This is a genomic window from Rhizobium sp. WSM1274, from assembly GCF_025200775.1.
Lineage (GTDB): Bacteria > Pseudomonadota > Alphaproteobacteria > Rhizobiales > Rhizobiaceae > Rhizobium > Rhizobium leguminosarum_I.
Genome location: NZ_CP104139.1, coordinates 829,170 through 852,557 on the forward strand (window position 1 = coordinate 829,170; position 23,388 = coordinate 852,557).

Below are 23,388 nucleotides of genomic sequence, written 5' to 3' on the forward strand. Positions count from 1 at the left end.
CGCAGATGGAAAATAGCTCGCCTGGACGCTAAGCTGCTGCAAGGCGTCGTTTCGAAAACGCATTGCTGCCGAGGTAAAAGCCGCTGCACGTTCGCGACCTCGCAACCTGGAGTTTGTCGACGGAGGACGCTGCGGCGTTGGTGGGATCGGGAAAGAGATGGGAGCAAAGCCGAATGTATCAATCGTCGTGCTGGCGGCTGGCTTGGCAACGCGCATGGGCTCGAATGGCGGGCACAAGCTGTTGGCCATGTTTGACGGAATGCCGCTCGTGCGTCGCTCGGCTTTGGTCGCCAACGCCAGTGCCGCCCTTTCCATTATCGTCGTCGTCGGCCATCGGCAGGACGATATCCGCGACGTTCTCACAGGCCTGCCCGTGCATCTTATCGTCAATCCAGACTACGGAGCGGGTATGTCGAGTTCACTGGCGACCGGATTTTCCGCTGCTGTAGCCGACGGCGCCGATGGTGTTCTGATTTTGCTTGCCGATATGCCAGGCATTTCTACAGTCAATCTGAATCAGCTGATTGACGCGTTCCAAGTCGCGGACGGCGCCGCAATCGTTTGCGCCGCGTCTGAGGGTATGCGAGGCAACCCGGTAATCTTACCACGGTCCCTTAACGACAGCGTTCTCCGCTTGAGGGGCGATATCGGTGCCCGCGACCTGATCAGAACATCGGGGCTGCAGGTCGTTGAAGTCGAGATAGGAACCGCGGCGCTAACCGATGTCGATACCGCCGAGGCGATTATCGCTGCCGGTGGCATTCCTGTTGAGGACTGCTAGACTATCGGACCGCGCAGCGCCAGTTCCATAAATATGGCTTATCCAACTCGAACCGATGATGAGGTCTGCCAGTCGAATTCTTTGAAGGCGCTCGACTGGGGCGTACGCTTATTTAAGAGCGCTTACCTTACCTGCTTCGTTATTTAAGCGAATGCCCGCTTGCTTAAATAGCAGGTGAAAATCATAATCAGCCCGTGTCTGACTCCGAACTAAATCAGCGATTCGGCCGCTTTGTCGAAACAGCCGTTGCTGGCGAAACCGTGCGGGCATTCGTACCTCCGCCATTGCCGCCTATGCCTGCCATTGATGTTCTTTCACTTCTGGAGCGTCTCAGCTTGGCAGAGCGAGCTCTCGGACGGCTAGATGGTATCACGATGCTTCTCACTCGTCAGGAGCTCTTTCTTTACATGTATGTCAGGAAGGAGGCTGTTCTTTCTTCACAGATCGAAGGAACACAGTCGACGCTCTCCGATCTTCTACGTTTTGAAACGGAAGCGCAGGCGGGACAACCTGTCGACGATACCCGCGAAGTTTCGAACTACGTCGACGCCATGATGTACTGCTGACGAACATCGGCAAGGTTTCAAGTCTGGACGATGCGGTCGCCACCTTCAATTCCACGGAGCGACGCGCGGGAAAGACGGTCATTCGCATTCTCCCGTGAGCACGACACGGCACTCCCTGGAAGGATTCCCCCAGGGGTGCGCATTGCACGGTTTCCTAAGCCTGCCGTTCATCATCGCTTCGGCGGATGGCCAGCTCGGGTGGAATTCCGACTGGCGGCAAGCGCGGAAGCCGGACAGAATATCGCTCTGACGAGCCAATGGTCGCTGACGCCGCAGGCGCAACTCGCCTATTCCTCCGTGCGCTTCGACAGCTTCACCGATGCCTATGGCGCCGATGTCTCGCTTGACGACGGTGACAGCCTGACCGGCCGCCTCGGCGTCTCGGCCGATTTTGACAGCGATTGGAAGGATGCCTCAGGAAAGACCAGCCGCTCTACGCTCTACGGCATCGCCAATCTCTATTACGACTTCCTAGACGGCTCGGATGTCGACGTCTCCGGAACCAGCGTCGTGAGTGAGAACCAGGCGCTTTGGGGCGGTCTGGGCCTGGGCGGTTCACTCAGTTGGTCTGATGAGCGTTATGCAGCCCACGGTGAAGCGTTTGCCCGCACCAGCCTCAAGGACTTCGGCGCCAGCAGCGCCATCGGCGCCAAGTCGGATTCAGTGTGAAGTGGTAGCGGGCTAGAAGTAGCGGTCGCGCAGAGGCGCTGGTGGGAAGTGGACCAATGATCTTGCCTCTGCGCGGCTCCGATAGATCGCCAAGTACCATGGCAATCGGAGAAGTAACTTCTTTCGAAGGCACCAGTTCCGGTGCTGAACCGTACGGAACTGACACCGCCGATTGCCGCTGCATTATCCTGTCAGTTCCGGCCATGGAACTGCTCCCCGGACCCGCTAGATCGCGCGGACGTTTTCCGCCCTCGACCTCCCCGTCCCGCGATCCTGGCCGATCTCGTAGGCCACCTTCTGGCCCTCGCGCAGTAGGGTCGACCCCTCTACGCTGCTCACGTGGACGAACACGTCCTGGCCGCCATCGTCCGGCGTGATGAACCCGAAACCCTTGTCCTGATTGAAAAACTTAACCGTGCCGTTCGCCAATCGAATTCCCCCCGTGTCCTTGTTGGTGACGCCTCGACTCATAGGCAGCGCATCCGCGTTTCGCAACTGCATCCGCTCGGTAGAACGTCAGTGAGGCTGTGCCGAGCAGCGGCCGGTCGCAGCAATCTTCCTGAATGAATTGGAGCACTGTCGTTCGACGCAGAGGCAGCAAGTCGCTGGTCAAGCGGCGCTCTCACATATTGGAAAAATGGCGCTAATCCATCGATTTCACACCGCCATCGCGTACGGCGTGTCTTCTATCTCGTCTACAGGTTCCGTCAGCACGACTTCCTCCGGAAGCGGCGTCATGCCCGTGCGGATTTCTTCCGCGAGCCACCACATCGCAGCTCGTTTCGACAAGGATTTTCGCAGGTTGCTTGGGAAGCGAACGCGAGCGAGAATGCGGCGTTGCTGGGGTCAAATCTTCGGGCCATGGAGGCGGATGTGAGGCAGCGAGAGAATATAGCGAGCGCGCCGGCTACCGTTGCGTTCATAGATATCGCGGGATTCAGCGCGATCTCGGACGTTTACGGAGACGCGGCCGCGCTTGACGTGCTTGAAATATTCGAGAGCATGGTCGGCGACGCGCTCAGCGACTACGAGCCGCCGATCAAATGGATCGGCGACGAGGCAATGCTATCGTTTCCTGAACCGGGTACGGCGATCCAGGTACTCGGACCGCTGCTGCAGGCCTGCCGGAAGGAGCCGCGGCTGCCGCTCACCCGGACCGGGCTGAACCACGGGCCGGTCGTCCGCAGAGCAGGCGATCTCTTTGGATCGACGGTCAACGTTGCAGCACGAATCGCCGCGCTCGCGTCACCCGGCCAGTTGCTCGCCACCCAGCCCGTTGCCGAGGCGGCCGCCGCCAGAGGCATCCTGGTGCGGGATCTCGGAATGGTGGAGCTTAGGTCAGTAGCAGGGGAAGTCGCTCTCTATGAGATCGAGCTTGCTCCGTCTGCGGACCCCGCCTGGATCGACCCGGTGTGCAAGATGCATGCGCCGTACTCGTCGTACAGGCGGGCCGCCCCCGAAGGACCGTGGTTTTGCTCGCCGCAGTGTGAAGAAGCGTATCGCCGCTCGCCGCAGACTTACACGTTGCCGCGGTGACGGTGACATCGTCAACATGGGCGTCGGGAAGGAATTCGTCACCATTTGCCCCATCACCGTCGCGACTCCGGGACTGAAGGCCGAAGTCGAACAGGGGGTCACGCCGGCGGCGGCGGGTCTGGAACTTCGCGAGAACGACATGCATGTCGTGGACCTGGGCCGTTGCGCGAGTCCTCACAAGAAGGCGCTCCTCGCAACAACCCGGCGCGATAGTTTCAGGAACGATTTCTCGCGCTCGCTCTTCAGCGAATAATTCAACAGTCATTTCGATGGCGAGATGATAGGAAGCACATCGTCAGTTGGATAGCGCTCAAACATCAAGACAAGACACGAGGAAACACGTTTCAATTCGCCGGGTCCATCGACCAAGAGCTTCTCCGCTAGACGGCACCTTTCGGATCAGTGCGTGATTGCTTAAAGTTGCGCCGCGGTGATTGGGCGAGCGTCGATGAACGAGAGCGACGAAATTTCCGACATGGGGGAAATGATTTGAACGACACTCAACAACTGTGGGAATGGCGCGAGAAGATCGCAAATCTCTACTACGAGGTACGTTCTAGGCCGGACGTGGTTGCTGCTTGGGGCTTTGGTGCGCCACCCGTTCGACCCTGTTTCGCGACCATCCTCAGTCGCCAATTGACCCGGAGGACCGCAAGGCGTTCGAAGGGCCGACGACATTTTCTTATGATCCCTCGTTGCGCTTGACGATACAGCTTGCAGCTGCAAGGTACTCGGCACCTACACCTATCGCAAGTCCGGGCGGAACTGGCCCCCTCCATGTCACGGTCCATGCTCTTGATGTCGCCGAGATCGACGACGATTTTCCGGAGAGCGCGCAGCGCCGGCGGAAATGGGTGCCTCTGACGGAGGCCGCACGCCATGTCCATCAGCCAGGGCCGAAGGATGTGCTTCGCGACCTTCGCTCGCAGCCAGCGAAACTGCCTTTTGCTTAGAATCCTAGGCGTTGGAGCATGATGTCGGTGGAAAACCGACCATGCTTTTCGTCATCCTGGAAAGGCTCTAGCCGATGTTCTTGTCGGTCGATGGATTGGCGAGCCCGGCCTGCCACATTGTCATCGGCAGCGACCAGAACATTCGCGCCATCGACAGAGACTGGCTCCACAAGATCAACGACAGGCTGGCCGCCGAGAAAACCGCGTTTGTGACATCTGCGGGATCGGCCTGCCAGCTCACTGCATTTTCGGATTGATCTGCGGTTTGACGGGCTTGCGTCGAGGGTTCGACATCGCGGCGCAGGTCTTCTACCAATGTTGCCGCTTCTGCGCGATCGACCACATTCGTTTCTGGAGTCAAAACCGCCTGCTTTGCCGGCGGGGCGCTCTTGCGATCATCTGACATAGCATCTTCCTTTGCTGGTGGACCTTTCGCTTAAGTCCGTCATCGGCAGAAGGTTGCGTGACAGAACAATGAAATTCCATGCCGACGAGGCCCGTCAGTCCTGCAGCTCGTCATCGTTCATGCGCTGGGTGATCGCGAAATTCTGCAGCGCCGTCGCCTTTTCAGGTTCCCGATCGGCGTTAGCGATCAGTGCATAGAACGCAGCCCGGACGATCTCCTTCTTCGTCGCCTCCGGATGCGCTTTTCGCACTGCTTTGATGAGTTGTTTGGGTGTGATATCGGACCGCGTCTCCTTGAGGATCGCCTCGCCCAGTTCTTTGAGATCACTCTCCTTCATCGCTGCTCCCGCTGAATGATTTCTTTTCGAATGGCCGCCTTCAATTCCAGCGAAAGAGGCGGCGGATCTTCGACCTGCGACATACAAAACACCTCACATTCTACATAAAGGACATTTTCATATATTTTTATGGGCGTTTAACATCGGACTTGCCAGAGCGGCCTTGCAGAACTTCTGTGAGCAATCTCGTTGCAGCAGCGTAGCCCTTCCTCCTGGCCTCGCATGATTGTTCATGCGGTCGGCGAGGTGCGTGGGCCGGGAGAGCGGCTTCCGAAGACCATTGACGCTGGGCCGGCCCGCCTTCACCTCCCGCGGGTGATCAGTGGAACCGAATGCCGAGCTTGTCTGCTTTCGAGCCTGGAATGCGCCTGTAGCTGAGAACTCAGCTCTCTCCATCCGACCAGACCCGCTCGACCAGTGCCGGCGAGCAGAAGTTCTGCGGCTACCATTGGATGCTTTTTGATTAACAACACCACCATGCGGGCCAAGGCGGCGACCGCGACCTTCTCGAAACCGCTACGCGCAAATTTACGCGTCGCATAGTTTTCGAGGAAGCTTGCATCCGAAACCGAATCGAGAACGGGCGCGAGCGTCAGTGCGTCGCGCCCCGGCGAGGGCGGCTATGGTCGTCCTCCCGTGCCTTCTTTGGCAGGTGGTCGCGAGCATTGGCTCTGATGACATCCATTGCAGCATCCGTCGCTTCGCTTATCGCAGAACCGGCAATACCGACTGCTCGCTTGCCTTTGCTCGCTCCCTTGCCCGCCGCGCTGGCGACCTCGCCGGGTTCGTCGAGCAGTACGGCTGCTCCGGCACCAGCCGCCGCCGTCAGGGCATTTGCCAATACGCCGCGACCGATATCGCTAGACAGCAATGCTTTCAGCATCGGCGACTTCCGGATTGCTTTCGGAATTTTGTAACCTGCGACCTTCCTGGGAATCCTGTTTTTCTTCGCCATAACTCAAACCTCCTTTAGTGGGGCTTAACATGCGCGCGCGCTCTTGGTTCCGATGGCGGATGCTGCTTGTCGTCCCTGCTGGATTGGAACCTCAAAACCCCTCGAATGTTTCGTCAGAAGTGAGAAAGGGTTCAGGGTAAAATGGCATCCGAGATCGAGCGAAAATTCCTGGTCGTCGATGAAGGCTGGCGGGATAATGTCGGCTCTCGTTTCGAAATCGCTGATCATCTGATCGCGCGTTTCGACAACGGCAAGGCGAGGATTCGCTTCTGCGGTGAACAGCCGATGCTGACGATCAAAGGGGCCAGACGCGGCCTGAAGCGCAGCGAGTATCATATTCCTTTGGCGGACGAGGACGCGCGAGCGATAGTCAAAGAATTCAGCAGCGGCCCAGCGCTGGAAAAGATTCGGAACGAAGTCGATGTCTGCGGTCTCATATGGCAGGTGGATGAATATCTGGGTTTACTTTCTGGCTTGGTCACAGCAGATGTCGAACTACCCGACGAGGACTACCCGCTTGTTCTGCCCGATTGGGCCGGTCCAGAAATTACCGCAGACCCAAGGTTCAGCTCAGGTTTTCTTGCCGATGCTGCTGCATCGGGGGGACTTGCGGCTCGAAATCTTGCTGAGTGCGAGACGGGACGGAATATCTCGAACCACTGATCTCAAGGTGCTGTGAGCTGAAGTCCGCACATGGCCAAGCGGCTGGTCCAAACGGCGGCGGAGAATGATAACGCCTAATGACGGGTCGCCGGTTCAATCCCAACAGAAGTCCTGCCAGGCCGCGCGGCTCTCGCGGCTGGCCATCTTGACGGACAGGATTTGCCGCCGGGCGTCCCAATCGATGCCGACGGCGATCAACACCGCCTGGCTCCTGACGACGCCGGCCTCTCTGACCTTCTCATAACGGGCATCGAGGATAGAAAGGGCTCTTGAAGCGGGCGGCAGGCAAAGGCCTTCACGCTTTCATCGAGCCGCTTGTTGATCGCCGAGATCGATGTGGCCGAGAACGCGTGCCCACACAGTTCTTCGGTGATTGCCTTGACCTTGCGCGTCGACACCCCCTGCACATACATCTCGACTAGCGCGCTCCGAGCGCTGGTAGTGTTCGAACAGCTCGGTGGAGAAGTGCCCCGAGCGGTCCTGTTGTCGCTCTGCGCGAGAACTCAATGGAGCGGGATGTTGATGTGTCATCGATACGGTGCGGGACTGGTGCTCACAGCATCATTGCACCATCCGCAGCCGTTCCAGGTGGATGATGAGGTCCACAAGTTGCGCGAAGACATGAACGTTCGAATTTTCTGGGGAACATCGATAGGACCCGGAGGTTCGACGAGAGTTTCACAAGGAGATCTGATCATGGCTGGAAGACTTGAAGGTAAGGTTGCAATCATCACCGGTGCAGGTGCGGGCATTGGAGAGGCGATCGCCCATAAATTCGCAAGCGAAGGTGCAAGACTCGTTCTTGCCGGGCTGCCGAACGATCCGGTTGAAGACGTCGTTTCTGCCGTTTCGCGGCACAATGGCGAGGCGGTCGCTTGTACCGGCGATCTCTCCGAGGAGGCTCATGCCCGATCCTGCGTCGAGCAGGCGGTGCGGCAATATGGAAAGCTCGACATCCTCGTCAACAATGCCGGTATGTTCCTCGAGGTCGCGGAATGCCAGGACTATTCTATCGAGAATTTCGACCTGACGGTCGCCAACAATATCCGCTCCGTTTTCCTGATGACGAAATTCGCGCTTCCCCACCTGCAGAAAAGTCGCGGCGTGGTCTTGTCGGCCGGCTCTGAGGCTGGCGAAGTCGGTGAGCCGAACAATGCGCCTTATGGCGGCACAAAAGCATTCGTTCATGCCTTCATGCGTGGCGTTGCCTTCGAGCAGGGTAAATACGGTGTCCGAGCCAATTGCGTCTGCCCCGGACCAATCGATACGGCTTGGACCCACAAGGAAACGGGGCCGATGGACGAGCAGATGGAGGAGATGACACTCGCCGGAACGGTTCTTGGCCGTCGCGGCACACCCGAAGAGATCGCCAATGTCTATGCGTTCCTGGCCTCCAACGAGGCAAGTTATGTGACCGGCGCGCTCTGGTTCGTCGACGGCGGGACCACGATCGCAAAAGGCGGGCCCGGCCGGCAGGTGCAGGATTTCGTCAAGGTGCAGCCGACGCCGACGCTCGATCTTTCGCACAGCCACGATGGTCTCAAGAACAAGCAGACCATAAACCGTCTGCAGTGATCTAATTTTGTAAGCGAATGGCGGAGGAATATATGCCTGGAGCCTCGCGACGGTGAGCAAGAAAGTCGAAGAATTCGTCGCGTGGTGGATTAGGACGCCCTGACAATCAATTCAGGAAGCTGCGACCATTATGCCGAAGTCCATCTCTTCATCCAGCCGCTTAGCGCCGCACTGAAGTCTCAGCCCCGATCGTTCAGGCGAGCTTGGATCGCATTCATCTGTTCGATCTCCTCGCGCTGACCACGCGAAATTTGCGAGCAAAGAGCGACGAGTTCCTGATCCTTGAGATCCGCATCCGCGCACATGAGGATCGCGCCTGAATGATGAGGGATCATCGAGGCGAGGAACTGCCTGTCTCCTATGAAAGCCTGGATGCGCGTCGCCGCGAAGCCGGCCGCGAACAGGATCACCAAGCCGACATGTATAAGCGCGTTCAACCTCTTGTTCCGGTACATGCCGCCCATGGTCGCAAGCATGATGATGCCCATCGGCGCAACCATCGTCAGCGCCATATAGCGCATGTTGAGGTTATTTCGGAAGTCGCTCAATCCGTCGATCATCGAGAACATCACGAAGTACATGACAAAGAGGCTGAGGAGCATGTTGACGGCGAACATCGCGTATGGATGCTTGCTCATTCCCTCATGTTCCCTACCGTCGTGATGTTGCATGACTGGCTTGCCTTGGCTTCAGATGCTGCATGATGGGAAAATTTCCGGCGCTGCATCGCTGAAAAATGAGTTCTCTTAACTTTACAGGCGCGGTTTGGTTCCCGGTCGCCGGAGCCGGTCTTCGGCGAATCTCGCGAACTCAGATCGTCATTAGGGGATCTGATGCTTTCCGGCCAACTCCCGGCCATGGGCGGATATCCCTCTCATACACATCAATTTCACCGGGTATTGGCGCCGCGGCACGACGCGGTACTCTTTACAAGTGCTTTGAAAGAAAGATCCGAGAGTGCGCCGCAACTCCGAAGTCTATCCGACCGAATTCTTCATAGCCTTGATTTGCATAAAAGCCCGGCGCCTGAAAACTGCTCGTCTCAACAACAGCGCGGTGGCAGCAGCGCCTCTTGGCCTCCTCTTCCACAACGGCAAGGAGCCGCGCTCCATAGCCACTTCCGCGCAGGCAGTGCGGCAGAAAAAACATGTCGAGAAACAAGAGGCCCAGCTCGGTGCGGCCCCAAAGTCCACCCAAAATCTTTCCGGCAGGATCGCAAACTTCCGCTCCGATCGGAGCGCGATCGTCAATTCCAGTTGCTTCCGTATTGTGCCGATACAGCGCTTCGGCCGCCCAGGCCTTTGCCTGTTGGCTGTGGGAGAGTTTGATTTTAAGATCGCCCGTCATAGGCATCACGAATCCTCAAGCGCCGACAGAAACCCTTTCAGACTGGGGCTTCGCGTTATCGTCCCCATTCAAGGAATGCGAGCTGTTGGCGACGAAAAGCTTCACCGCCGCCTAAGGTGCACAGCCGATCCAAGCACCAGGCTATCGCGCGACAAACCGATATCTGCTGGTTCATATAGGCTGTGTGATGGCGAGTGCCAGATCACCAGATGATCCGTAACTTCCGATGACTGCGCGCCATGTTTGACCAGGTAGCGCACGTTAAGCGCGCGCGCCGCATCCGCGAGCACTACGGGCTTGCTCTTGTAAGCGAAGACAGAATCGCGGGCGATAAAATCGATGCCCGAAAGCTGAGTGTGTCCAGCCGCGGCAGCCGATCGCAGATCTGCGATAACGGAGGGCGTATCGAGAAAGTGCTGCTCAAGCCGGAGTCCGGCCGCTTTGAACGGCTTACATTCCGAAGTTCCCCACCTTGCCGGGAGAGACTCAAGGCTCATCGCTGGAGGGACATGACCGCCTTGACAAGGGTAGCCCGTCGTGAGGCACCAGTCTTGCCGAATATCGAGGACAGATGCGTCTTGACAGTGCTGGGCGCGACTCCCAAAGCGTCCGCCATCTTTGCCACCGAGTCGAGTTCCAGCGTTGCCTGCAGGACCCTCGCTTCTGCAGGCGTGAGCGCGTAAAGCTTGGCGGCGGCTTCAACACTCGATGCTGTTACTGGTTCTACGCGCCGAACGAAAAGGACAGCCTGCGCGGATCGCCCGACCTGACTAAAGGCAGCCTGCGTTTGTGAGTGTAGCTGCAGCGGCATTAGGCAGCCGAGCCATTCGATACCTTCGCTGTCCGTCATCTTGATGAGGGCCGGTGTTGGCGTAAGCAGTTTTTCTGGTTTTTCGCGGGGGGCCGCCAAGCCCTCTCGCAGCAATCGGTCGGCGTTTGGGCCGGCAAGGCCGAGCCCGAGAACGCTGTTGCGAACGAGGTCGCCACGCGCAAGTAGAGTGTTGGCCACGTCATTGGTCCAGAACGGGCGTCCTGTCGCGTCCAGAATAAACACGCCGGCTTCGACCTGATTGAGCGCCGCCTCGAGTGACTGTGATCGCAATCGCTGCCTGTCCATCTCCCGACTAATTAGGACGGCGCGCTGAAGATGCGGGGCCAGGAGTTGCAGCCTGGTGCGCAGTTCGTGATCCACCAGGCCGTAATCCCTTCCGGTGATTATGGTGAAGGCGGCTGCACTTGCATGGTAACGCTGAATGTTAAAGATCGCCGCGTCGAAAAAACCCTGTGGTGCGACCCACTCCCTGAAGAATCCACTGGCTTGACCTCTCGCCGCGAACCATTCGTGCGCATCATCATGGGCTACATGGCCCGGATCGATTAAGGCAATCAGCACATTGACGTCGAGCAGGAAAGTCACGGCACTTCGTCACGCATGGCGTTCACGATTTCGAGCGTCACTGGCGGCGTATCCGGCCGTGTTGACAGGAGAGGAATGCCGTTGCGCTCGCCGCTGCTCGGCGGTCGGCGCAGAGAACGTCTCGCCAGCTCAGAAATGACCTCGCCGACGCTCCGGTGCTGCTGGGTTGCCATCGCTTTTGCTGCGGTCAGCACATCGTCGTCGATTGCCAAGGTCGTTCTCATCTCCGCCTCATCGCGCATCAATCATCACGCATCATATAAAGAAGGTGGTCGGCCTTCTCAAGGTGGGTACCGAAAGAACGCACCACTACGCCAATCTGTTCACCTGCGAAAACGGTTGAAATCACGTTCTCAAATGTGCGCAAATCACGGGTCCGGTTCGAACCTGCTCAAGGCGGGATATCGGGATGTTCGTCCTCGTTAATGAACGTCTTGAAAAGTTGGGTCATTTCTGTATTTTTGATATCAAAGCCATCATTCTTATGGAGGTGATATCAATGCCGGCAGTCACCATTCGAAACCTTTCTGACGAAACACATCGCGCTCTGCGCGTTCGAGCGGCTCATCATGGCCGGAGCACCGAGGCCGAGATCCGCGACATTATTGAAGCCGCTGTCCGTCCTCCTGAACGTATAAAGCTCGGTTCCTTGCTGACTGCCATTGGTCGCGACGCCGGGCTTTCCGACAGCGACGTTGAAGCCATACAGAAAAGTCGCGACAAGACACCTGCTGAACCGATGACCTTCGAATGATCTTGCTGGACACCAACGTTATATCCGAGCCTTGGAAACCGGTACCTGATGAGGCAGTAATCGCCTGGTTGGACGCCCAAGCAATCGAAACGCTTTTCCTTTCCGCAATAACGATTGCTGAACTTCGCTCCGGGATCGCTGCTATGCCTTCAGGGAAACGGCAAACCATCCTTCGCGACCGCCTTGAGGGCGAAGTGCTGCCCCACTTTTCCGAGCGCATCCTGTCCTTCGACCTGGCTGCTTCTCAGTTTTATTCCGAACTGATGGCACGCGCTCGAGTATCTGGGAGAGCGATTGGCACGGCTGATGGCTACATTGCAGCCACAGCGGCAGCAAACGGTCTCGCGATCGCCACACGTGACACAAGCCCATTCGAGGCTGCTAGGCTGAAAGTTATTAATCCCTGGTCCAGATAACTACGTGTGCATGTAGGTGTCGTGAGTTCGGATCCCTTCAAGACCTGCATCTGAACACATGCGCGCACTGGGCCGGCCACTCTATTGATTTCACGTCATAACGGATGATTCCAACCATCGATCAAGCTCCTTCTTGGCGAACCGTGATCCCGCGCGGGCCAAGTTCCATCGCGACCGCATGGGTGAGATTGTTGATCGCCGCCTTCATGTGGAGCCACCTGAGGTTGTGAGAGCCCTTGACGACCTTCGCCCCCGGCACACGCCGCTGGATCAGCTCGCTGGAGGTCGGCTCACACTTGTCGAGGACTTCATCGTTGCCGAATGCGGGATAGTAGTTCGTCTGGTCGAGTACGACCTTGTCCGCGAACTTGTGGGCGGGCAGATGCTCGGAGGCCGCGATCGGGACCGAGAGCGTGATGATGTCGCCAGCACCGGTCGCACTGCCGACCTCCAGCTCCATCAGCCGCTCGGCCGCAAAGCCGATCATCTCACGCAATAAATCTGGATCCGCGCTCTTCTCGACAAGCGAGCGCACCTTCATCATATCGTCGGTCATCGGTGGTCTTTCCATCAGGCTGGTCTTGAACAACCCGACCCTACCGGAAAACACTGGTGACCACCGCTATCGAGCTACACCACTCCCTGTGACGTCATCCCCAGCTCCCCAGCCGGGCCTGCGGACGCTGTTGTCGCGGCTCGAGACCGTTGACATAGAGGTTCGGTTTCGGCAAATCGCTAGCGCTGGTTCTCAAATCCCGACGCGATATTGTGTATCGACATGCGTATCGGGATCAAGCGCCTGCATCAGGCGACCGGCACGTCCAGTCTATGTCACGCATGAGCAGATCGAGGCGATACGCTGGCGACCAAAAAGAGCTGAGCCAAATGCTACCGCAAGTGTGCAAGCGTTTGTGACCGGGTGTATTCATGAACCGAATGATCATTTTCTTGGTTATTGCCCTTGCGACCGGCACCGCGCATGCGAGCGGGCTTCCGTTTTTCCCCAACTCGAATGTTCCAGACTACACCGCGAAGCTGGTTGTGCGCGACACATTAGATGGGAAGGACAACTGGCGGCTCGTGCAGCATCACAACGGCTGGACGCATGTTGAGGAGACACAAGGTGACGAGACACATATCTGGTATGGGCACTTCTTTCAGAATATTTTTTTGTCAACAGTCAAGAAAGATGGAGAGGAGATCAAGCGCTTCAGTATCAGGCAAGTCGAGCCAGCGTATGACTACCTCGGCATCAAGCAAGTCAAGGAAACGAACGATGTGGAGACAGTGGGCGGCGAGGAGTGTCGCTGGCTTCAAATAGTTCGACACGATCCGCCAAGCCCTATTTGGATGACCTGCTTGACCAGCGACGGAATAGAGGTCGCAACCAAGGTTCTCTTTTCCAAGGGTAAATTGATGTCCGAGTCGCGTCTGACCGAGATCAAGCGAGGTCCGGTCCCGGAGGCCGAAGTGTTGCCGCCAAGACAGCTTTTTGACGCAAGCACGTGGCTCAAGCCGCTGCGTACCTACCCGGATCACCCTCCAAGTGCTGTCGACTTCGAGGCGAAGTTGGTTACGAGGGCGTCAGACAATCCGTCGATAGACAAGTCTTCTGAGGTGAGGCTGTTGCGACATTATCCATGGTGGTTTCGTCGGCGTGAGGGCAAGGACGGGTCAATCCGGATCGAGGTTTGGAACGAGCTTGAGAACCAGGGTGTTGTCTATTCGTCGTCGAAGATGGAACGCAGAATTGTCGGTGGTCGCTCTTCGCTGGATGCGAAGCGTCCCTTCTCTCGATTCAGCAGCCAAACAGGAATGGAAAATCTGGGTGAGCAAGGCCAGTTTCTTGGCGAAAATTGCATATGGTATAACCTAACGCCGAATACGGCCAGTTCAAGTCACAAGCAGTGCATCACGTCCGACGGTATTCCGTTGAAGGACGAGCAGTGGTACGGCAGGAGCGCAGTGGAGAGCTTCGACACAGTGTGGTTTACGCGTCGACCCGTCGACATCGGCGAAATGCAGCCGCCTCGCGAATACCTCGATCCCTCAGCGTGGGGATTTGTGCTGCACTAGCGCGGGCAGCAGTAGCCAGGCCAACAGGTACGGCGGCGTCGACATGCCAAAGGATGACTGCGTGCGGCGGCTGGATACCGAATTCCGGGACGGGAAGTGGATGGAGCTGGACCGCAAGGGGGGCCCCATTGGAACCCTCTTACCCCTGAGCATTAAAGTACTCAAAGGTTACTATTCAAACTTGGAAGCCCATCCAAACCTGCTGCCGGGTTGAAGGGCATATGAGCATTTTTCGACGCGAAGAAAGGCCGTTTTTTGCGGGATATTCATTTTGTCGTCCAGTCAAGCTACTGATGTTCTCTACAGTGAAGGGCCGGACGGCCGCAACGAGCGGCTGGCGACTTTCCCGAGCGTCAGTCCCTGCACCACGATCGTGAAGATCACGACGGCATAAGTGGCGGCAAGCAGAGCCGCCTTGAAAGGCGTTTCCGGAAGGGACAGCGCCAAGGCGATCGATATGCCGCCCCTGAGACCCCCCCATACGAGAACGATCACGGTCCCGCGAACGAAGTCGTACTGTCTGCGGAGCAGGGTCACGGGGATAATGGTCGACGCGAAGCGGGCCGCGAGTGCCACAGGTATCGCGGCGAGGGCGAGCGGCAGGATCGACGCCTCGTAGCGAAGAACAAGGACCTCAAGTCCGATTAGGAGGAAGAGCACCGAGTTTAGGATCTGGTCGACCAACGTCCAGAAGCCGAAGAGATATCGCTGCGTTACGTCGCTGAGCGCGTCCTTCGGACCCCTGTTGCCAACCAGGATTCCGGCAACCACGACGGCGATCGGGCCGCTCATATGCAGCGCGGAGGCGAGGGAATAGCATCCCATCGCCAGCGCGATGGAAATCAACACCTCGACGGGATAGTCGTCTATCGCCCTCATCGCCCGGTATGCGGCATAACCAGATATCAGGCCGACCACTGCCCCTCCCAGTGCCTCGACGACGAAGAGTTCCGCGACCTGCGCCGTGCCAACATCGGCGCCGCCGCTCGCCAGCGCCAGCAATGCGGTGAATACGACGACCCCGACGCCGTCGTTGAACAGCGACTCGCCCGCCATGTCGGTCTCGAGCGCTTGCGGAACCTTGATGGCCTTGAGCGTCGAAAGAACCGCCACCGGATCCGTGGGACTGATCAACGCGCCGAACACCAGCGCCCACAGGAATGGCAGCTCCATGCCAAGCAGGGTTGCCAGGCCCCACATCGCGACGCCCACGAGCACCGTTGAAAGGAGCACGCCCATGGTCGCCATCACACCCACGACCGCGACTCGTGAGCGAAGGGCGGAAAAGTCGACGTGGAGCGAGCCGGCAAACAGAAGGAAGGCGAGAAGCCCGTTCATGACGGTCGTCTGAAAGTCGACCTGCCGCACAAGAGCTGCGACGTCCGCGTAGATGGAGACGTCTGGAACGGAAAGCTCCAGCAGGACGAGCAAAGCTGAGGCCGCAAGTCCCATCACGAGGATCCCGATCGAGGGGGGAAGCCTCAAACAGCGATGGTTGACCCAGGAGAACCCCGCTGTGAGAACCAGGAGCAGCGAGATGAGATCGAAGACAGACAAGATCGGAGTTCCTCGCAATATGACGGAAGATCGGCGCTCATCGGCAGCCGTTAGATGGTTGTCTGGAGCCCGAGTTCGACCACTCGCCCCGACGGCAGGCCGAAATAATCTGTCGCATTGCTGGCATTCTGCGCAAGCGAGATGAACAGCCGGTCCTGCCAGAACGGCATGCCGCCTTTCTTCGACGGCAGGATCGTTCGCCGGGACAGAAAGAACGAGGTCGACATGATGTCGAACTTCAGGCCGAGCTTACGGGCGAGGACGAGCGCACGAGGGATGTTGGGCGTCTCCATGTAGCCGAATGTAATCACCAGCCGGCTGAAGTGGCGATTGAAGCTCTCAAGGAAGATTTTCTCATCGTCCGGGACGAACGGCGTCGTCGCGGTCACGACGCTGAGAATAACGTTCTGCTCGTGGAGCACCTTGTAGTGCTTCAGGCTGTGGAGGAGTGCGGTCGGCGCACCTTCGATTTCGCTCGTCAAAAATATTGCCGTGCCAGGCACCGTCGGCGGCTTCTTCCGTGCCAGGTTATCGATGATCGCTGCGAGCGGGATTTCGTCGGCCTTCGTGCGGGCAGCAAGCAACCGACGCCCCGCCGTCCATGTCTGCATGATGAGCGCCATCGTTGTAGCCACCGCAACTGGAACCCATCCGCCATTTGCGAACTTCGCGATGTTGGCGGCTAGAAATCCGGCGTCGATCAGCGCCATCGGTATGATGACGGCAAGAGCCGTCGCCAGCTTCCAGCTCCAGATCCGCCGCATCACGATGAACAGGAGGATTGAAGTGATGAACATTTCGCCTGTCACGGCGATGCCATAGGCAGCGGAAAGGCCGCTCGAGTTTTTGAAGAAGAGCACCAGAGCAGCGACGAAGATGAACAGCAAGTTGTTCACCTTCGGCATGAAGATTTGCCCTGATTGCGTTTCGGAGGTGTGGAGGATGCGCAGGCGCGGAAGCAGGTTGAGGTGCATCGCCTGACGGACGAGGGAATAAGCGCCGGAGATCACGGCCTGGCTGGCGATGACCGTTGCTGCGGTCGCCAGACAGACCATTGGGATTCTCGCCCAGTCCGGATGCATACTGAAAAAGGGCTGGGCCGCCATCTGCGGGTTCGCGAGCACGAAGGCTCCCTGTCCGAAGTAATTCAGAAGCAGACTGGGGAAGACCAGCGAAAACCACGCGGTGACGATCGGGCGGCGTCCGAAATGGCCAAGGTCGACATAGAGGGCCTCGGCGCCGGTCACGGCAAGGAAGACCGCCCCAAGCACGGCGGCGGCCGAGCCAATGTTGTTGGCGACATACCGGATCGCATGGATCGGATTGACCGCGCCTAACACCGACGGGTCGTCAAAGATGTGGATGGCTCCGCTGAGGCCAAGGACGATAAACCACAGAGCTGTTACGGGACCGAACACCGACGCCACACCGCTCGTCCCGAACCGCTGGACAAAAAACAGCACGGCGATAATCGTGAGAGTGATCGGCACGACCCAGTTGGACAACGCCGGTGCGACCACCTCGATGCCCTCGACCGCAGATAGGACTGAGATCGCCGGCGTGATGATCGCGTCACCGAGGAACAGCGAAGCGCCGATCACGCCCAGGATGAGCACCCACTTGGGGCGCCCGGTCAGACTTTCGCGAGCGAGTGTCATGAGAGAAAGCGTGCCGCCTTCGCCCCGGTTGTCCGCCTTCAGCACGAACGTCACGTATTTCAAGGTGACGATGATCGTGAGCGCCCAGACGATCAGCGACAGGATCCCAAGCACATTCGCGTGATGCGCTCCGGATCCACCGGTAGCATGCAGGGCTTCCCTGAAAGCGTAGAGCGGGCTTGTTCCGATGTCGCCATAGACGACGCCGAGGGCAGCTAGAACGAGCGATGGCAGTCCTCGCCGGTTCTGGTGTTCCACTTCCGGATCCGCTGATCGCAGCTTTTCGTAGGTCAAATGGGCTGTCCTATAGTATGCACGGTGAATGCTGGAAGTTGCCACCGGCTCGGTCTGATGGCAACGCGGAGGTATGCTCAGCGGTTGCATCCACCTTTCGAAACACTCGACGACGCGAGCCTCAACTTCCGTAGGCACGCGCGGAAATTGCCGACTCATCGGAACTGTCCGAGGCTCTTCGGAATTACCATGATCGCTGCTTGCCAGCACAAGGAAGCTTCGGCAGAGCCATGAGGACGACATGACAGAGAGAGATGCACTCCGCGGCCAGATTTAGCGGCTTGCCGCGGCGGCCGAGGCCGACCCAGAAACAACGTCGAACTTGAAGTCGCTGGCCGTACAGCTTTGGGCGAATTTCAACGAGTTCACGGTCGAGGAGCTGGAAGATATTCTGAGGGCCGAATGGAGGACGCGCGGCCTGCCGTTCAACGACAACGCAGAAATATAGTGATTGCGCGAGACAACAGAGCTTCCGATCTAGCTTAGGACGATGGCATCATGTCCGTTTAGGCACGCGGCGGGATTGACCGACCGCGGCCCCTCGATCAGCCGCTCGTACTCCTGCTCGGGGACGCCGTAGGAGCCGCCTGCAATTTCGATCAGCTTGTTGCGATCCAGAATGCGAACGTTGCCGCGCGTCGACTTGATGGCGTGCATGCCTTCAAGAATGTGCAGCTCATTGGTTACGCCAGCTCGCCTGATGCCTAGCATCAATGCCAGGAAATCATGCGTCAGCGGCAGATGATTTCCATCGATGCGGACGTGGCACATGAGCAGCCAGCGGGCCAGCCGCTGATGCACGTTGAATTTGGCGGCTGCCAGCGCGCTGTGGGCAAGCTGCAGTTCGCAGGTATGCACATAGCGCAGCAGCAGTTGCCGCACCTCGGGATGGTCAAGGATCGGAAGAAAATCCTCCGTAGCCACCTGAAGCCCGTGACCCGGCACCTGCATGAAGGTCTTGTTCGGCGTTCGGTCGACGCCGAGGACGACTGGGTAGCCGGCTATGCCCTCGCGTCCGATGTGGCGTATCTCGACGCTCTTTCCGTCGGCGCTTTCCGCAACCATCGAGGCGAGGCCGCTCTCGATAAAGCAGACATGCTCGATCGCCTGGCGCGGTCGCACGAGCGAATGGTTGACGGGAAGCTCGATGGGCTGGAGGAGCGGCGCGAGAAGCTCGAAGGCGTCCTCCGGAAATCGCCGCAACAACCTGTTGTTCACCTGCCTCTGCTGCAATTCTGTCATGGGGTCGCCCTCGTCGAACGGGAGATGATATTCCTATCGTTCGGGAGCTTCAGGCTCTGTGCGATTTTGACATTATGGGCTTCTGAGCGCCTGCGCCCAAGGCGCTAGGTCAACTGAACCGCCGACCGGAAGGGAACCTCGCGACCAACGTGGCGTCTTCCGTCATGATCTCAAACACGTCTCCGTCGACGGGATTGCCCATGCGGATCCGCTCCGCGACGATTTCGCGGGCGGCGGCGGTTGCTTCCTCGCGTGCAAGTTCAGGTGAGGCCAGGTCGATGCCCTCCAGATCTTCCTCGAAGACATCGTTTCTGCGGACGTGGAAAAAATACTTCGGCATGATTTGCTCCATAATAAATGGCTGCCCAACCTCCTTGGCGGCGAGTTGTTCCTCCCAGCTCTCGATTCCTTCTTCGCTTGCTTGAGCAACTTCTTCTTCTTCCTAGCGATCAGGTTTGACAGGCCCTACGGTCGGCTCTGCGACCATCGACGGAAATCAATGCTGGTCCGCCGCTTGATCGCTTTTCCACGAGCGGAAGGGCGGCCTCAGGCTGCCTTAGATCTATTCGTAGTAGCGATCCCTCGGACCTGATCGCGTCTCCGAACCGCGCGTCCAAGAACTGCCTTCGTCTCGAGGCGCGAGCACGACCGCGCGTTCGCGCCGTCAAATCAAGCTTCGATATCCTCACAGCTTTCAGTGCTTCATGGCGTTCCGGATGACCAGAATTGGCTTATGGCGGACGGGATCGCCAGGTGAAAAGATGAGGCGCTTCGATCAAAACCACCGCTGAGCTGTTCCCGGTCTCAAAGGCGCGTTGGCGTCTGGCACTACTGCTCGAATACTCCGACGGATGCTTATTAGAGAGTCGTGAAATATGTCGCAAAGTCATGTATGATGTCCAAACGAACTCAGAGATGCGGAATTATGTAGCAATGAGACCGTCGAAAAGTAGCACGGTGCGGTCGCCCCCGCTCTTGAGGAGTGAAAAAATAGATACCCTGGGCTACGGCATCTCAGGGCTCATCGCCTTCGCCGGCTCACGATCGGCGGCATGATTGCTTATGCGACCGACGGCGCAGTGGCGGCGCTTCGGCACTGCCTCAAAATGAACGTCTATATATATATATATATTGCTTCCGCGGCGCTCGATCAAAAAACCCCCGCCGAAGCGGGGGCAAGTTTGTTGACAAAGAAAGGATCGCACAGGAGGAACGTCCGTGCTCTCCTGCCAATATAACAAAAAGGGACTGGTTAGGTTCCAGTTGCGCTTCGCGTGCCGAAATAAACGAGCAATTGTACGTTTTCGCTCTGAAAAACGACTTCAATCTACGGTGACGTTTTGGTATTAGACAGTAAGCCGCTTAGGGATTACTTGCTAGCCCAAGCATATTGTCTCCTGTACGCTGGGCTGCCTCCAATTGCTCGCGATCAGTCACACCAATCATTCCGCCATCTTGGGATCCACCTCCGGGCGAATCCTTCCCGACGCAGCGTCTTTGATGCACTTTCGCTGTGGCATTTGTTCATTCGTGGTTCATTCGGTGGGTGGCACCGTTCGCGCTGTAAATTAACCAGGGAGAGTGTCATGGGTTTCGTTGCATCGACCAAGTCATATAGCACCACGCACAAACTGCTTCTCTCCGCCGCCGGCTCGGTGGTTGCTGCTTTCCTCATGTCGTCGCCGGCGCATGCGTTGACGATGAAAGAGTGCAGCACCAAGTACCAAGCCGCCAAGGCCGACGGCTCCGCCAAAGACGTGAAGTGGAACGATTTCCGCGCAAAGTTCTGTGGCGCCGACGCCGCTGCTGCCGACAAAGCGGACGAAGCGGACGTCACCGCTACCAGCGAGAAGGAACCGGCAAAGCCGACCACCGCGGCGCCGAAGAACGTCAAGTTCCCGAAGGCGATCGATAAGAAATATTCCACTGAAACGCCTGGCAAGGCCCGCTTGCACACATGCGTCGACTCCTACCATGCCGCCAAGGATGCCGGCACGCTCGGCGATCTGAAGTGGATCCAGAAGGGCGGCGGCTATTGGAGCCTCTGCAACACGAGCATTAAGGCTGCAGGCTGAACGAAGCCCCCATAGATCCCAAAAAATACGAAAGGCCGTCCTCAGAGGCGGCTTTCTCGTTTCAGAAGCGAGATGAAAGAGCCGGGCCTGAATTCGCGCACCGTCGCCTCCAACTTCATCAAATGAAGGCAAAGGAGAAACCCATGTCTGAATTCACAGTGACGATCGAACCCTATTACTCCAATTGGCAAGGAAATGGCGAGCGTCCGATTTGGCATACCCACCTAGAGGCGTCATCGACTGACGAAGCGGTCGAATTCGGAAAGAAGTTGCGCGATGCGAACGGACATGCATTGCATCGGGCCGTAAAGATGACAGCCGATCCTCGGTTTATGTGAACTGCGACGAATTTAATACGAAACGGCTTCGCTACGTGAACTGATGAATCGCACCAAACATTTCGTCGCTTCGGGCTCCACGTCTTCGCAAAGCCTTCGCGAAGCAAAGTTTTGCCGACCTCTTGCCCGTTGCGGTAGATGTGTCCAGGCAGAGGAATTGACCCACCATCGATCACGCCCGCAGACGGCGAGGCTTCCCGGCCTTCCAATTCACGCGCCTCCATCACAAGATGATGGTTGATCCGACCCCATAACCCTGTCGCTCGCCATTCATAGAAATAGGACTGCACAGTTGTAAAAGGCGGAAAATAAAATCCTTGGGCATCATCCGCCATTGGCACCCAGTCGTGGCGATGTAAAGCAACGCATTCACGACCTCGCGAAGATCGGTGCTGCGCGGCCTGCCCAGCCGCCTCGGTTCGGGCAGGCAAGGCGAGATCAATCCCCATTCCCGGTCCGTCAGATCGCTTGCATACCGCATTGCGCGTCGGGCATATTGCCGACGGGTGAAATCAGTCCAGCCCATTGTGGTCTCCGTTCGTCCTAAGCAAACAAACAGAATCACGACCGGCTGATTTCACTCAACTCTTTTTCGGCCAGGCTCTGAGTCTGAGAGCCTGACCGAAAAAGAGAATAACTGAACGTATGCGAAATTAGATTGAGTTAGTGGATTTGGTCTGACCGAAGCCCCGCAGAATTTCATCTCTAAATCAGATATCTAATCTGTTGGACTGCGTCGCGACCGGTTCGAGTCCCTTCAAGCGCTGAGAATGAACGCGTAACGACATCATCCTAACGAACTTGTAAAGATGGTGTCGTTACGCTATATGGTCCTACTTGACAGGAGCTTCCCATGCCGACCTCGCACCCAAGCAAACGCCCGGACGCAAGCGTGGCGCTGAATATGCGCATTAAGCCTGCTACGCGCAACTTGATTGACCGCGCCGCTGAAATGCTAGGCAAGACACGCACAGACTTCATGCTGGAAGCTTCCGAGCGCCGTGCCGAGGAAGTTCTACTTGACCGGACGATCTTCACTGTCAGCGCAGAAGTCTACGCAGAGTATCTGGCCCGGCTTGATGCGCCAACACAGCCCAATGAGCGTCTTAAACGCACCATGTCGACCAAAGCGCCGTGGGATGAGGCGTGACCTTAAGCGTACCCGCGCCACTTGCTGACCATCACGAGCTAGCCGAATTCCATTCTGGTGTCCCTGAGCTTGACGATTGGCTGCGTCTCCGCGCCCGCGCCAATCAGGCGAGCGGCGCATCGCGTACCTTCGTCGTGTGTGAGGCCAGCCGCGTCATCGCCTACTACGCCCTCGCTTCCGGCGCGGTAAGACAATCGGAAGCGCCGGGACGTTTCCGGCGGAACATGCCTGATCCGATACCAGTCGCCGTGCTTGGACGCCTTGCCATTGATCAAACTTATCAGGGACGCGGTTTCGGCAGGGCGTTAGTGCGCGACGCAGGTCTGCGCTTGATCAATGCCGCCGAGATACTTGGGATTCGCGGCGTTTTGGTCCATGCGATTTCGGATGACGCACGAGCCTTCTACCAAGCGGTTGGCTTCCTGCCTTCCCCCTCCGACCCCATGATGCTGCTGGTCGGGTTGCATGACCTCAACAACGCGCTGACCTCCTGACCAAGCTGATTGCTAAATCGCTGAAATCAAATCACGGACTTCGGCGCAAGGAATGAGCTGCCGAGGGTTCCGGTCCATTCAAGGCGAACGTTCCCCCCGGAGGAGGGTCTCGCCAGTGGGATCGCCCTT

Annotated in this window: 24 protein-coding genes and 8 pseudogenes; 17 read left to right on the plus strand and 15 right to left on the minus strand. The window is 57.8% G+C overall.

Annotation, left to right across the window (positions count from 1 at the left end; genetic code table 11):
• Positions 1 to 157: 157 nt before the first annotated feature.
• The 4 genes and pseudogenes from N2600_RS28095 to N2600_RS28110 form a co-directional block, all read left to right on the plus strand.
• On the plus strand, positions 158 to 781 hold the full coding sequence (locus tag N2600_RS28095) for a nucleotidyltransferase family protein (RefSeq protein ID WP_260299000.1): 624 nt from the start codon (positions 158 to 160) through the stop codon (positions 779 to 781).
• 194 nt (positions 782 to 975) lie between these two features.
• Positions 976 to 1,341 (plus strand): annotated as a pseudogene (locus N2600_RS28100) (Fic/DOC family N-terminal domain-containing protein); the annotation flags it as partial.
• A pseudogene (locus N2600_RS28105) lies at positions 1,323 to 1,445 on the plus strand (NADP-dependent oxidoreductase); the annotation flags it as partial. The pseudogenes N2600_RS28100 and N2600_RS28105, both read left to right, overlap by 19 nt.
• Positions 1,446 to 1,566: 121 nt before the next feature.
• Positions 1,567 to 2,024, plus strand: a pseudogene (locus N2600_RS28110) (autotransporter outer membrane beta-barrel domain-containing protein); the annotation flags it as partial.
• A gap of 217 nt (positions 2,025 to 2,241) precedes the next feature.
• Here the strand turns inward: N2600_RS28110 and N2600_RS28115 are convergent.
• The gene (locus N2600_RS28115; protein WP_260299001.1) at positions 2,242 to 2,445 is read right to left on the minus strand and encodes a cold-shock protein; all 204 of its coding nucleotides are present in this window, start codon (positions 2,443 to 2,445) and stop codon (positions 2,242 to 2,244) included.
• Between the two features lie 444 nt (positions 2,446 to 2,889).
• Between N2600_RS28115 and N2600_RS28120 the strand changes: the two genes are divergently transcribed.
• Both N2600_RS28120 and N2600_RS28125 read left to right on the plus strand, forming a co-directional pair.
• Positions 2,890 to 3,552 (plus strand): adenylate/guanylate cyclase domain-containing protein, encoded by a 663-nt coding sequence (locus N2600_RS28120; RefSeq protein ID WP_260299002.1) that lies wholly within the window; start codon positions 2,890 to 2,892, stop codon positions 3,550 to 3,552.
• 16 nt (positions 3,553 to 3,568) lie between these two features.
• On the plus strand, positions 3,569 to 3,805 hold the full coding sequence (locus N2600_RS28125; protein ID WP_260299003.1) for a hypothetical protein: 237 nt from the start codon (positions 3,569 to 3,571) through the stop codon (positions 3,803 to 3,805).
• A gap of 767 nt (positions 3,806 to 4,572) precedes the next feature.
• Here N2600_RS28125 and N2600_RS28130 read toward each other — a convergent pair.
• The 3 genes from N2600_RS28130 to N2600_RS28140 all read right to left on the minus strand — a co-directional run bounded on the left by N2600_RS28130 (position 4,573) and on the right by N2600_RS28140 (position 6,203).
• Positions 4,573 to 4,911, minus strand: coding sequence for a hypothetical protein (locus N2600_RS28130; RefSeq protein WP_260299004.1), 339 nt, complete (start codon positions 4,909 to 4,911; stop codon positions 4,573 to 4,575).
• A gap of 94 nt (positions 4,912 to 5,005) precedes the next feature.
• Positions 5,006 to 5,248 (minus strand): hypothetical protein, encoded by a 243-nt coding sequence (locus N2600_RS28135; protein ID WP_260299005.1) that lies wholly within the window; start codon positions 5,246 to 5,248, stop codon positions 5,006 to 5,008.
• 592 nt (positions 5,249 to 5,840) lie between these two features.
• Entirely contained in the window at positions 5,841 to 6,203 is a 363-nt protein-coding gene (locus N2600_RS28140; protein ID WP_260299006.1) for a hypothetical protein, read from the minus strand.
• Between the two features lie 141 nt (positions 6,204 to 6,344).
• On the opposite strand from N2600_RS28140, the gene N2600_RS28145 reads away from it, so the two are divergent.
• Entirely contained in the window at positions 6,345 to 6,866 is a 522-nt protein-coding gene (locus tag N2600_RS28145) for a CYTH domain-containing protein (protein WP_260299007.1), read from the plus strand.
• A 105-nt stretch (positions 6,867 to 6,971) separates the two neighbouring features.
• Here N2600_RS28145 and N2600_RS28150 read toward each other — a convergent pair.
• Positions 6,972 to 7,349 (minus strand): annotated as a pseudogene (locus N2600_RS28150) (transposase); the annotation flags it as partial.
• Between the two features lie 213 nt (positions 7,350 to 7,562).
• Between N2600_RS28150 and N2600_RS28155 the strand changes: the two are divergent.
• On the plus strand, positions 7,563 to 8,441 hold the full coding sequence (locus N2600_RS28155) for an SDR family NAD(P)-dependent oxidoreductase (protein WP_260299008.1): 879 nt from the start codon (positions 7,563 to 7,565) through the stop codon (positions 8,439 to 8,441).
• A 179-nt stretch (positions 8,442 to 8,620) separates the two neighbouring features.
• Here N2600_RS28155 and N2600_RS28160 read toward each other — a convergent pair whose 3' ends face one another.
• The 4 genes from N2600_RS28160 to N2600_RS28175 all read right to left on the minus strand — a co-directional run bounded on the left by N2600_RS28160 (position 8,621) and on the right by N2600_RS28175 (position 11,429).
• Entirely contained in the window at positions 8,621 to 9,079 is a 459-nt protein-coding gene (locus tag N2600_RS28160; protein ID WP_260299009.1) for a DUF305 domain-containing protein, read from the minus strand.
• A 289-nt stretch (positions 9,080 to 9,368) separates the two neighbouring features.
• Entirely contained in the window at positions 9,369 to 9,788 is a 420-nt protein-coding gene (locus tag N2600_RS28165) for a GNAT family N-acetyltransferase (protein WP_260299010.1), read from the minus strand.
• 493 nt (positions 9,789 to 10,281) lie between these two features.
• Positions 10,282 to 11,205, minus strand: a complete 924-nt coding sequence (locus N2600_RS28170) for a helix-turn-helix transcriptional regulator (RefSeq protein ID WP_260299011.1) — start codon at positions 11,203 to 11,205, stop codon at positions 10,282 to 10,284.
• Positions 11,202 to 11,429, minus strand: a complete 228-nt coding sequence (locus N2600_RS28175) for a CopG family transcriptional regulator (protein ID WP_206120837.1) — start codon at positions 11,427 to 11,429, stop codon at positions 11,202 to 11,204. Before N2600_RS28175 ends, N2600_RS28170 begins: the two co-directional genes overlap by 4 nt.
• 275 nt (positions 11,430 to 11,704) lie before the next feature.
• On the opposite strand from N2600_RS28175, the gene N2600_RS28180 reads away from it, so the two are divergent.
• Both N2600_RS28180 and N2600_RS28185 read left to right on the plus strand, forming a co-directional pair.
• Positions 11,705 to 11,959 (plus strand): FitA-like ribbon-helix-helix domain-containing protein, encoded by a 255-nt coding sequence (locus N2600_RS28180; RefSeq protein ID WP_170283097.1) that lies wholly within the window; start codon positions 11,705 to 11,707, stop codon positions 11,957 to 11,959.
• The gene (locus N2600_RS28185; protein ID WP_260299012.1) at positions 11,956 to 12,375 is read left to right on the plus strand and encodes a type II toxin-antitoxin system VapC family toxin; all 420 of its coding nucleotides are present in this window, start codon (positions 11,956 to 11,958) and stop codon (positions 12,373 to 12,375) included. Before N2600_RS28180 ends, N2600_RS28185 begins: the two co-directional genes overlap by 4 nt.
• A gap of 427 nt (positions 12,376 to 12,802) precedes the next feature.
• Here the strand turns inward: N2600_RS28185 and N2600_RS28190 are convergent.
• Positions 12,803 to 12,931: pseudogene (locus N2600_RS28190) on the minus strand (IS256 family transposase); the annotation flags it as partial.
• 371 nt (positions 12,932 to 13,302) lie between these two features.
• Between N2600_RS28190 and N2600_RS28195 the strand changes: the two are divergent.
• Positions 13,303 to 14,451, plus strand: coding sequence for a hypothetical protein (locus N2600_RS28195; RefSeq protein WP_260299013.1), 1,149 nt, complete (start codon positions 13,303 to 13,305; stop codon positions 14,449 to 14,451).
• 300 nt (positions 14,452 to 14,751) lie between these two features.
• Here N2600_RS28195 and N2600_RS28200 read toward each other — a convergent pair whose 3' ends face one another.
• Together N2600_RS28200 and N2600_RS28205 are read right to left on the minus strand one after the other, a co-directional pair.
• Positions 14,752 to 16,008 (minus strand): cation:proton antiporter, encoded by a 1,257-nt coding sequence (locus N2600_RS28200; protein WP_170283095.1) that lies wholly within the window; start codon positions 16,006 to 16,008, stop codon positions 14,752 to 14,754.
• Between the two features lie 50 nt (positions 16,009 to 16,058).
• On the minus strand, positions 16,059 to 17,960 hold the full coding sequence (locus N2600_RS28205) for a potassium transporter Kup (RefSeq protein WP_260299014.1): 1,902 nt from the start codon (positions 17,958 to 17,960) through the stop codon (positions 16,059 to 16,061).
• A gap of 241 nt (positions 17,961 to 18,201) precedes the next feature.
• On the opposite strand from N2600_RS28205, the pseudogene N2600_RS28210 reads away from it, so the two are divergent.
• Positions 18,202 to 18,408: pseudogene (locus tag N2600_RS28210) on the plus strand (hypothetical protein).
• 29 nt (positions 18,409 to 18,437) lie between these two features.
• On the opposite strand, the gene N2600_RS28215 reads toward N2600_RS28210, so the two are convergent.
• A complete protein-coding gene (locus tag N2600_RS28215) occupies positions 18,438 to 19,202 on the minus strand; it encodes a Crp/Fnr family transcriptional regulator (RefSeq protein ID WP_260299015.1) in 765 nt (254 codons plus the stop codon).
• A 109-nt stretch (positions 19,203 to 19,311) separates the two neighbouring features.
• Positions 19,312 to 19,542: a DUF6894 family protein gene (locus N2600_RS28220; RefSeq protein ID WP_445944948.1), complete on the minus strand. Its 231-nt coding sequence runs from the start codon at positions 19,540 to 19,542 to the stop codon at positions 19,312 to 19,314.
• 592 nt (positions 19,543 to 20,134) lie between these two features.
• Between N2600_RS28220 and N2600_RS28225 the strand changes: the two are divergent.
• From N2600_RS28225 to N2600_RS28235, 3 genes and pseudogenes are all read left to right on the plus strand, one after another.
• A pseudogene (locus tag N2600_RS28225) lies at positions 20,135 to 20,314 on the plus strand (DUF1515 domain-containing protein); the annotation flags it as partial.
• A 561-nt stretch (positions 20,315 to 20,875) separates the two neighbouring features.
• Complete coding sequence (locus tag N2600_RS28230) at positions 20,876 to 21,277, plus strand: hypothetical protein (protein ID WP_409518817.1); 402 nt, start codon at positions 20,876 to 20,878, stop codon at positions 21,275 to 21,277.
• Positions 21,278 to 21,420: 143 nt separating this feature from the next.
• Positions 21,421 to 21,615, plus strand: coding sequence for a hypothetical protein (locus N2600_RS28235; RefSeq protein WP_260299495.1), 195 nt, complete (start codon positions 21,421 to 21,423; stop codon positions 21,613 to 21,615).
• Between the two features lie 104 nt (positions 21,616 to 21,719).
• On the opposite strand, the pseudogene N2600_RS28240 reads toward N2600_RS28235, so the two are convergent.
• A pseudogene (locus tag N2600_RS28240) lies at positions 21,720 to 22,141 on the minus strand (transposase); the annotation flags it as partial.
• Between the two features lie 327 nt (positions 22,142 to 22,468).
• Here N2600_RS28240 and N2600_RS28245 point away from each other — a divergent pair.
• Both N2600_RS28245 and N2600_RS28250 read left to right on the plus strand, forming a co-directional pair.
• On the plus strand, positions 22,469 to 22,765 hold the full coding sequence (locus tag N2600_RS28245; RefSeq protein WP_222282267.1) for a type II toxin-antitoxin system TacA family antitoxin: 297 nt from the start codon (positions 22,469 to 22,471) through the stop codon (positions 22,763 to 22,765).
• Positions 22,762 to 23,259, plus strand: a complete 498-nt coding sequence (locus tag N2600_RS28250) for a GNAT family N-acetyltransferase (protein WP_222351353.1) — start codon at positions 22,762 to 22,764, stop codon at positions 23,257 to 23,259. Before N2600_RS28245 ends, N2600_RS28250 begins: the two co-directional genes overlap by 4 nt.
• The last annotated feature ends 129 nt before the right edge of the window (positions 23,260 to 23,388 follow it).

What these genes read in the sequence shown, in the direction of transcription:
- N2600_RS28185 (WP_260299012.1), top strand. Translation starts at nt 11,956, where the DNA reads ATGATCTTGCTGGACACCAACGTTATATCCGAGCCTTGGAAACCGGTA.
- N2600_RS28125 (WP_260299003.1), top strand. Translation starts at nt 3,569, where the DNA reads ATGGGCGTCGGGAAGGAATTCGTCACCATTTGCCCCATCACCGTCGCG.
- N2600_RS28220 (WP_445944948.1), bottom strand. Translation starts at nt 19,542, where the DNA reads ATGCCGAAGTATTTTTTCCACGTCCGCAGAAACGATGTCTTCGAGGAA.
- N2600_RS28165 (WP_260299010.1), bottom strand. Translation starts at nt 9,788, where the DNA reads ATGACGGGCGATCTTAAAATCAAACTCTCCCACAGCCAACAGGCAAAG.
- N2600_RS28215 (WP_260299015.1), bottom strand. Translation starts at nt 19,202, where the DNA reads ATGACAGAATTGCAGCAGAGGCAGGTGAACAACAGGTTGTTGCGGCGA.
- N2600_RS28235 (WP_260299495.1), top strand. Translation starts at nt 21,421, where the DNA reads ATGTCTGAATTCACAGTGACGATCGAACCCTATTACTCCAATTGGCAA.
- N2600_RS28180 (WP_170283097.1), top strand. Translation starts at nt 11,705, where the DNA reads ATGCCGGCAGTCACCATTCGAAACCTTTCTGACGAAACACATCGCGCT.
- N2600_RS28230 (WP_409518817.1), top strand. Translation starts at nt 20,876, where the DNA reads ATGTCGTCGCCGGCGCATGCGTTGACGATGAAAGAGTGCAGCACCAAG.
- N2600_RS28095 (WP_260299000.1), top strand. Translation starts at nt 158, where the DNA reads ATGGGAGCAAAGCCGAATGTATCAATCGTCGTGCTGGCGGCTGGCTTG.
- N2600_RS28145 (WP_260299007.1), top strand. Translation starts at nt 6,345, where the DNA reads ATGGCATCCGAGATCGAGCGAAAATTCCTGGTCGTCGATGAAGGCTGG.
- N2600_RS28130 (WP_260299004.1), bottom strand. Translation starts at nt 4,911, where the DNA reads ATGTCAGATGATCGCAAGAGCGCCCCGCCGGCAAAGCAGGCGGTTTTG.
- N2600_RS28135 (WP_260299005.1), bottom strand. Translation starts at nt 5,248, where the DNA reads ATGAAGGAGAGTGATCTCAAAGAACTGGGCGAGGCGATCCTCAAGGAG.
- N2600_RS28175 (WP_206120837.1), bottom strand. Translation starts at nt 11,429, where the DNA reads ATGAGAACGACCTTGGCAATCGACGACGATGTGCTGACCGCAGCAAAA.
- N2600_RS28195 (WP_260299013.1), top strand. Translation starts at nt 13,303, where the DNA reads ATGAACCGAATGATCATTTTCTTGGTTATTGCCCTTGCGACCGGCACC.
- N2600_RS28160 (WP_260299009.1), bottom strand. Translation starts at nt 9,079, where the DNA reads ATGAGCAAGCATCCATACGCGATGTTCGCCGTCAACATGCTCCTCAGC.
- N2600_RS28245 (WP_222282267.1), top strand. Translation starts at nt 22,469, where the DNA reads ATGCCGACCTCGCACCCAAGCAAACGCCCGGACGCAAGCGTGGCGCTG.
- N2600_RS28155 (WP_260299008.1), top strand. Translation starts at nt 7,563, where the DNA reads ATGGCTGGAAGACTTGAAGGTAAGGTTGCAATCATCACCGGTGCAGGT.
- N2600_RS28140 (WP_260299006.1), bottom strand. Translation starts at nt 6,203, where the DNA reads ATGGCGAAGAAAAACAGGATTCCCAGGAAGGTCGCAGGTTACAAAATT.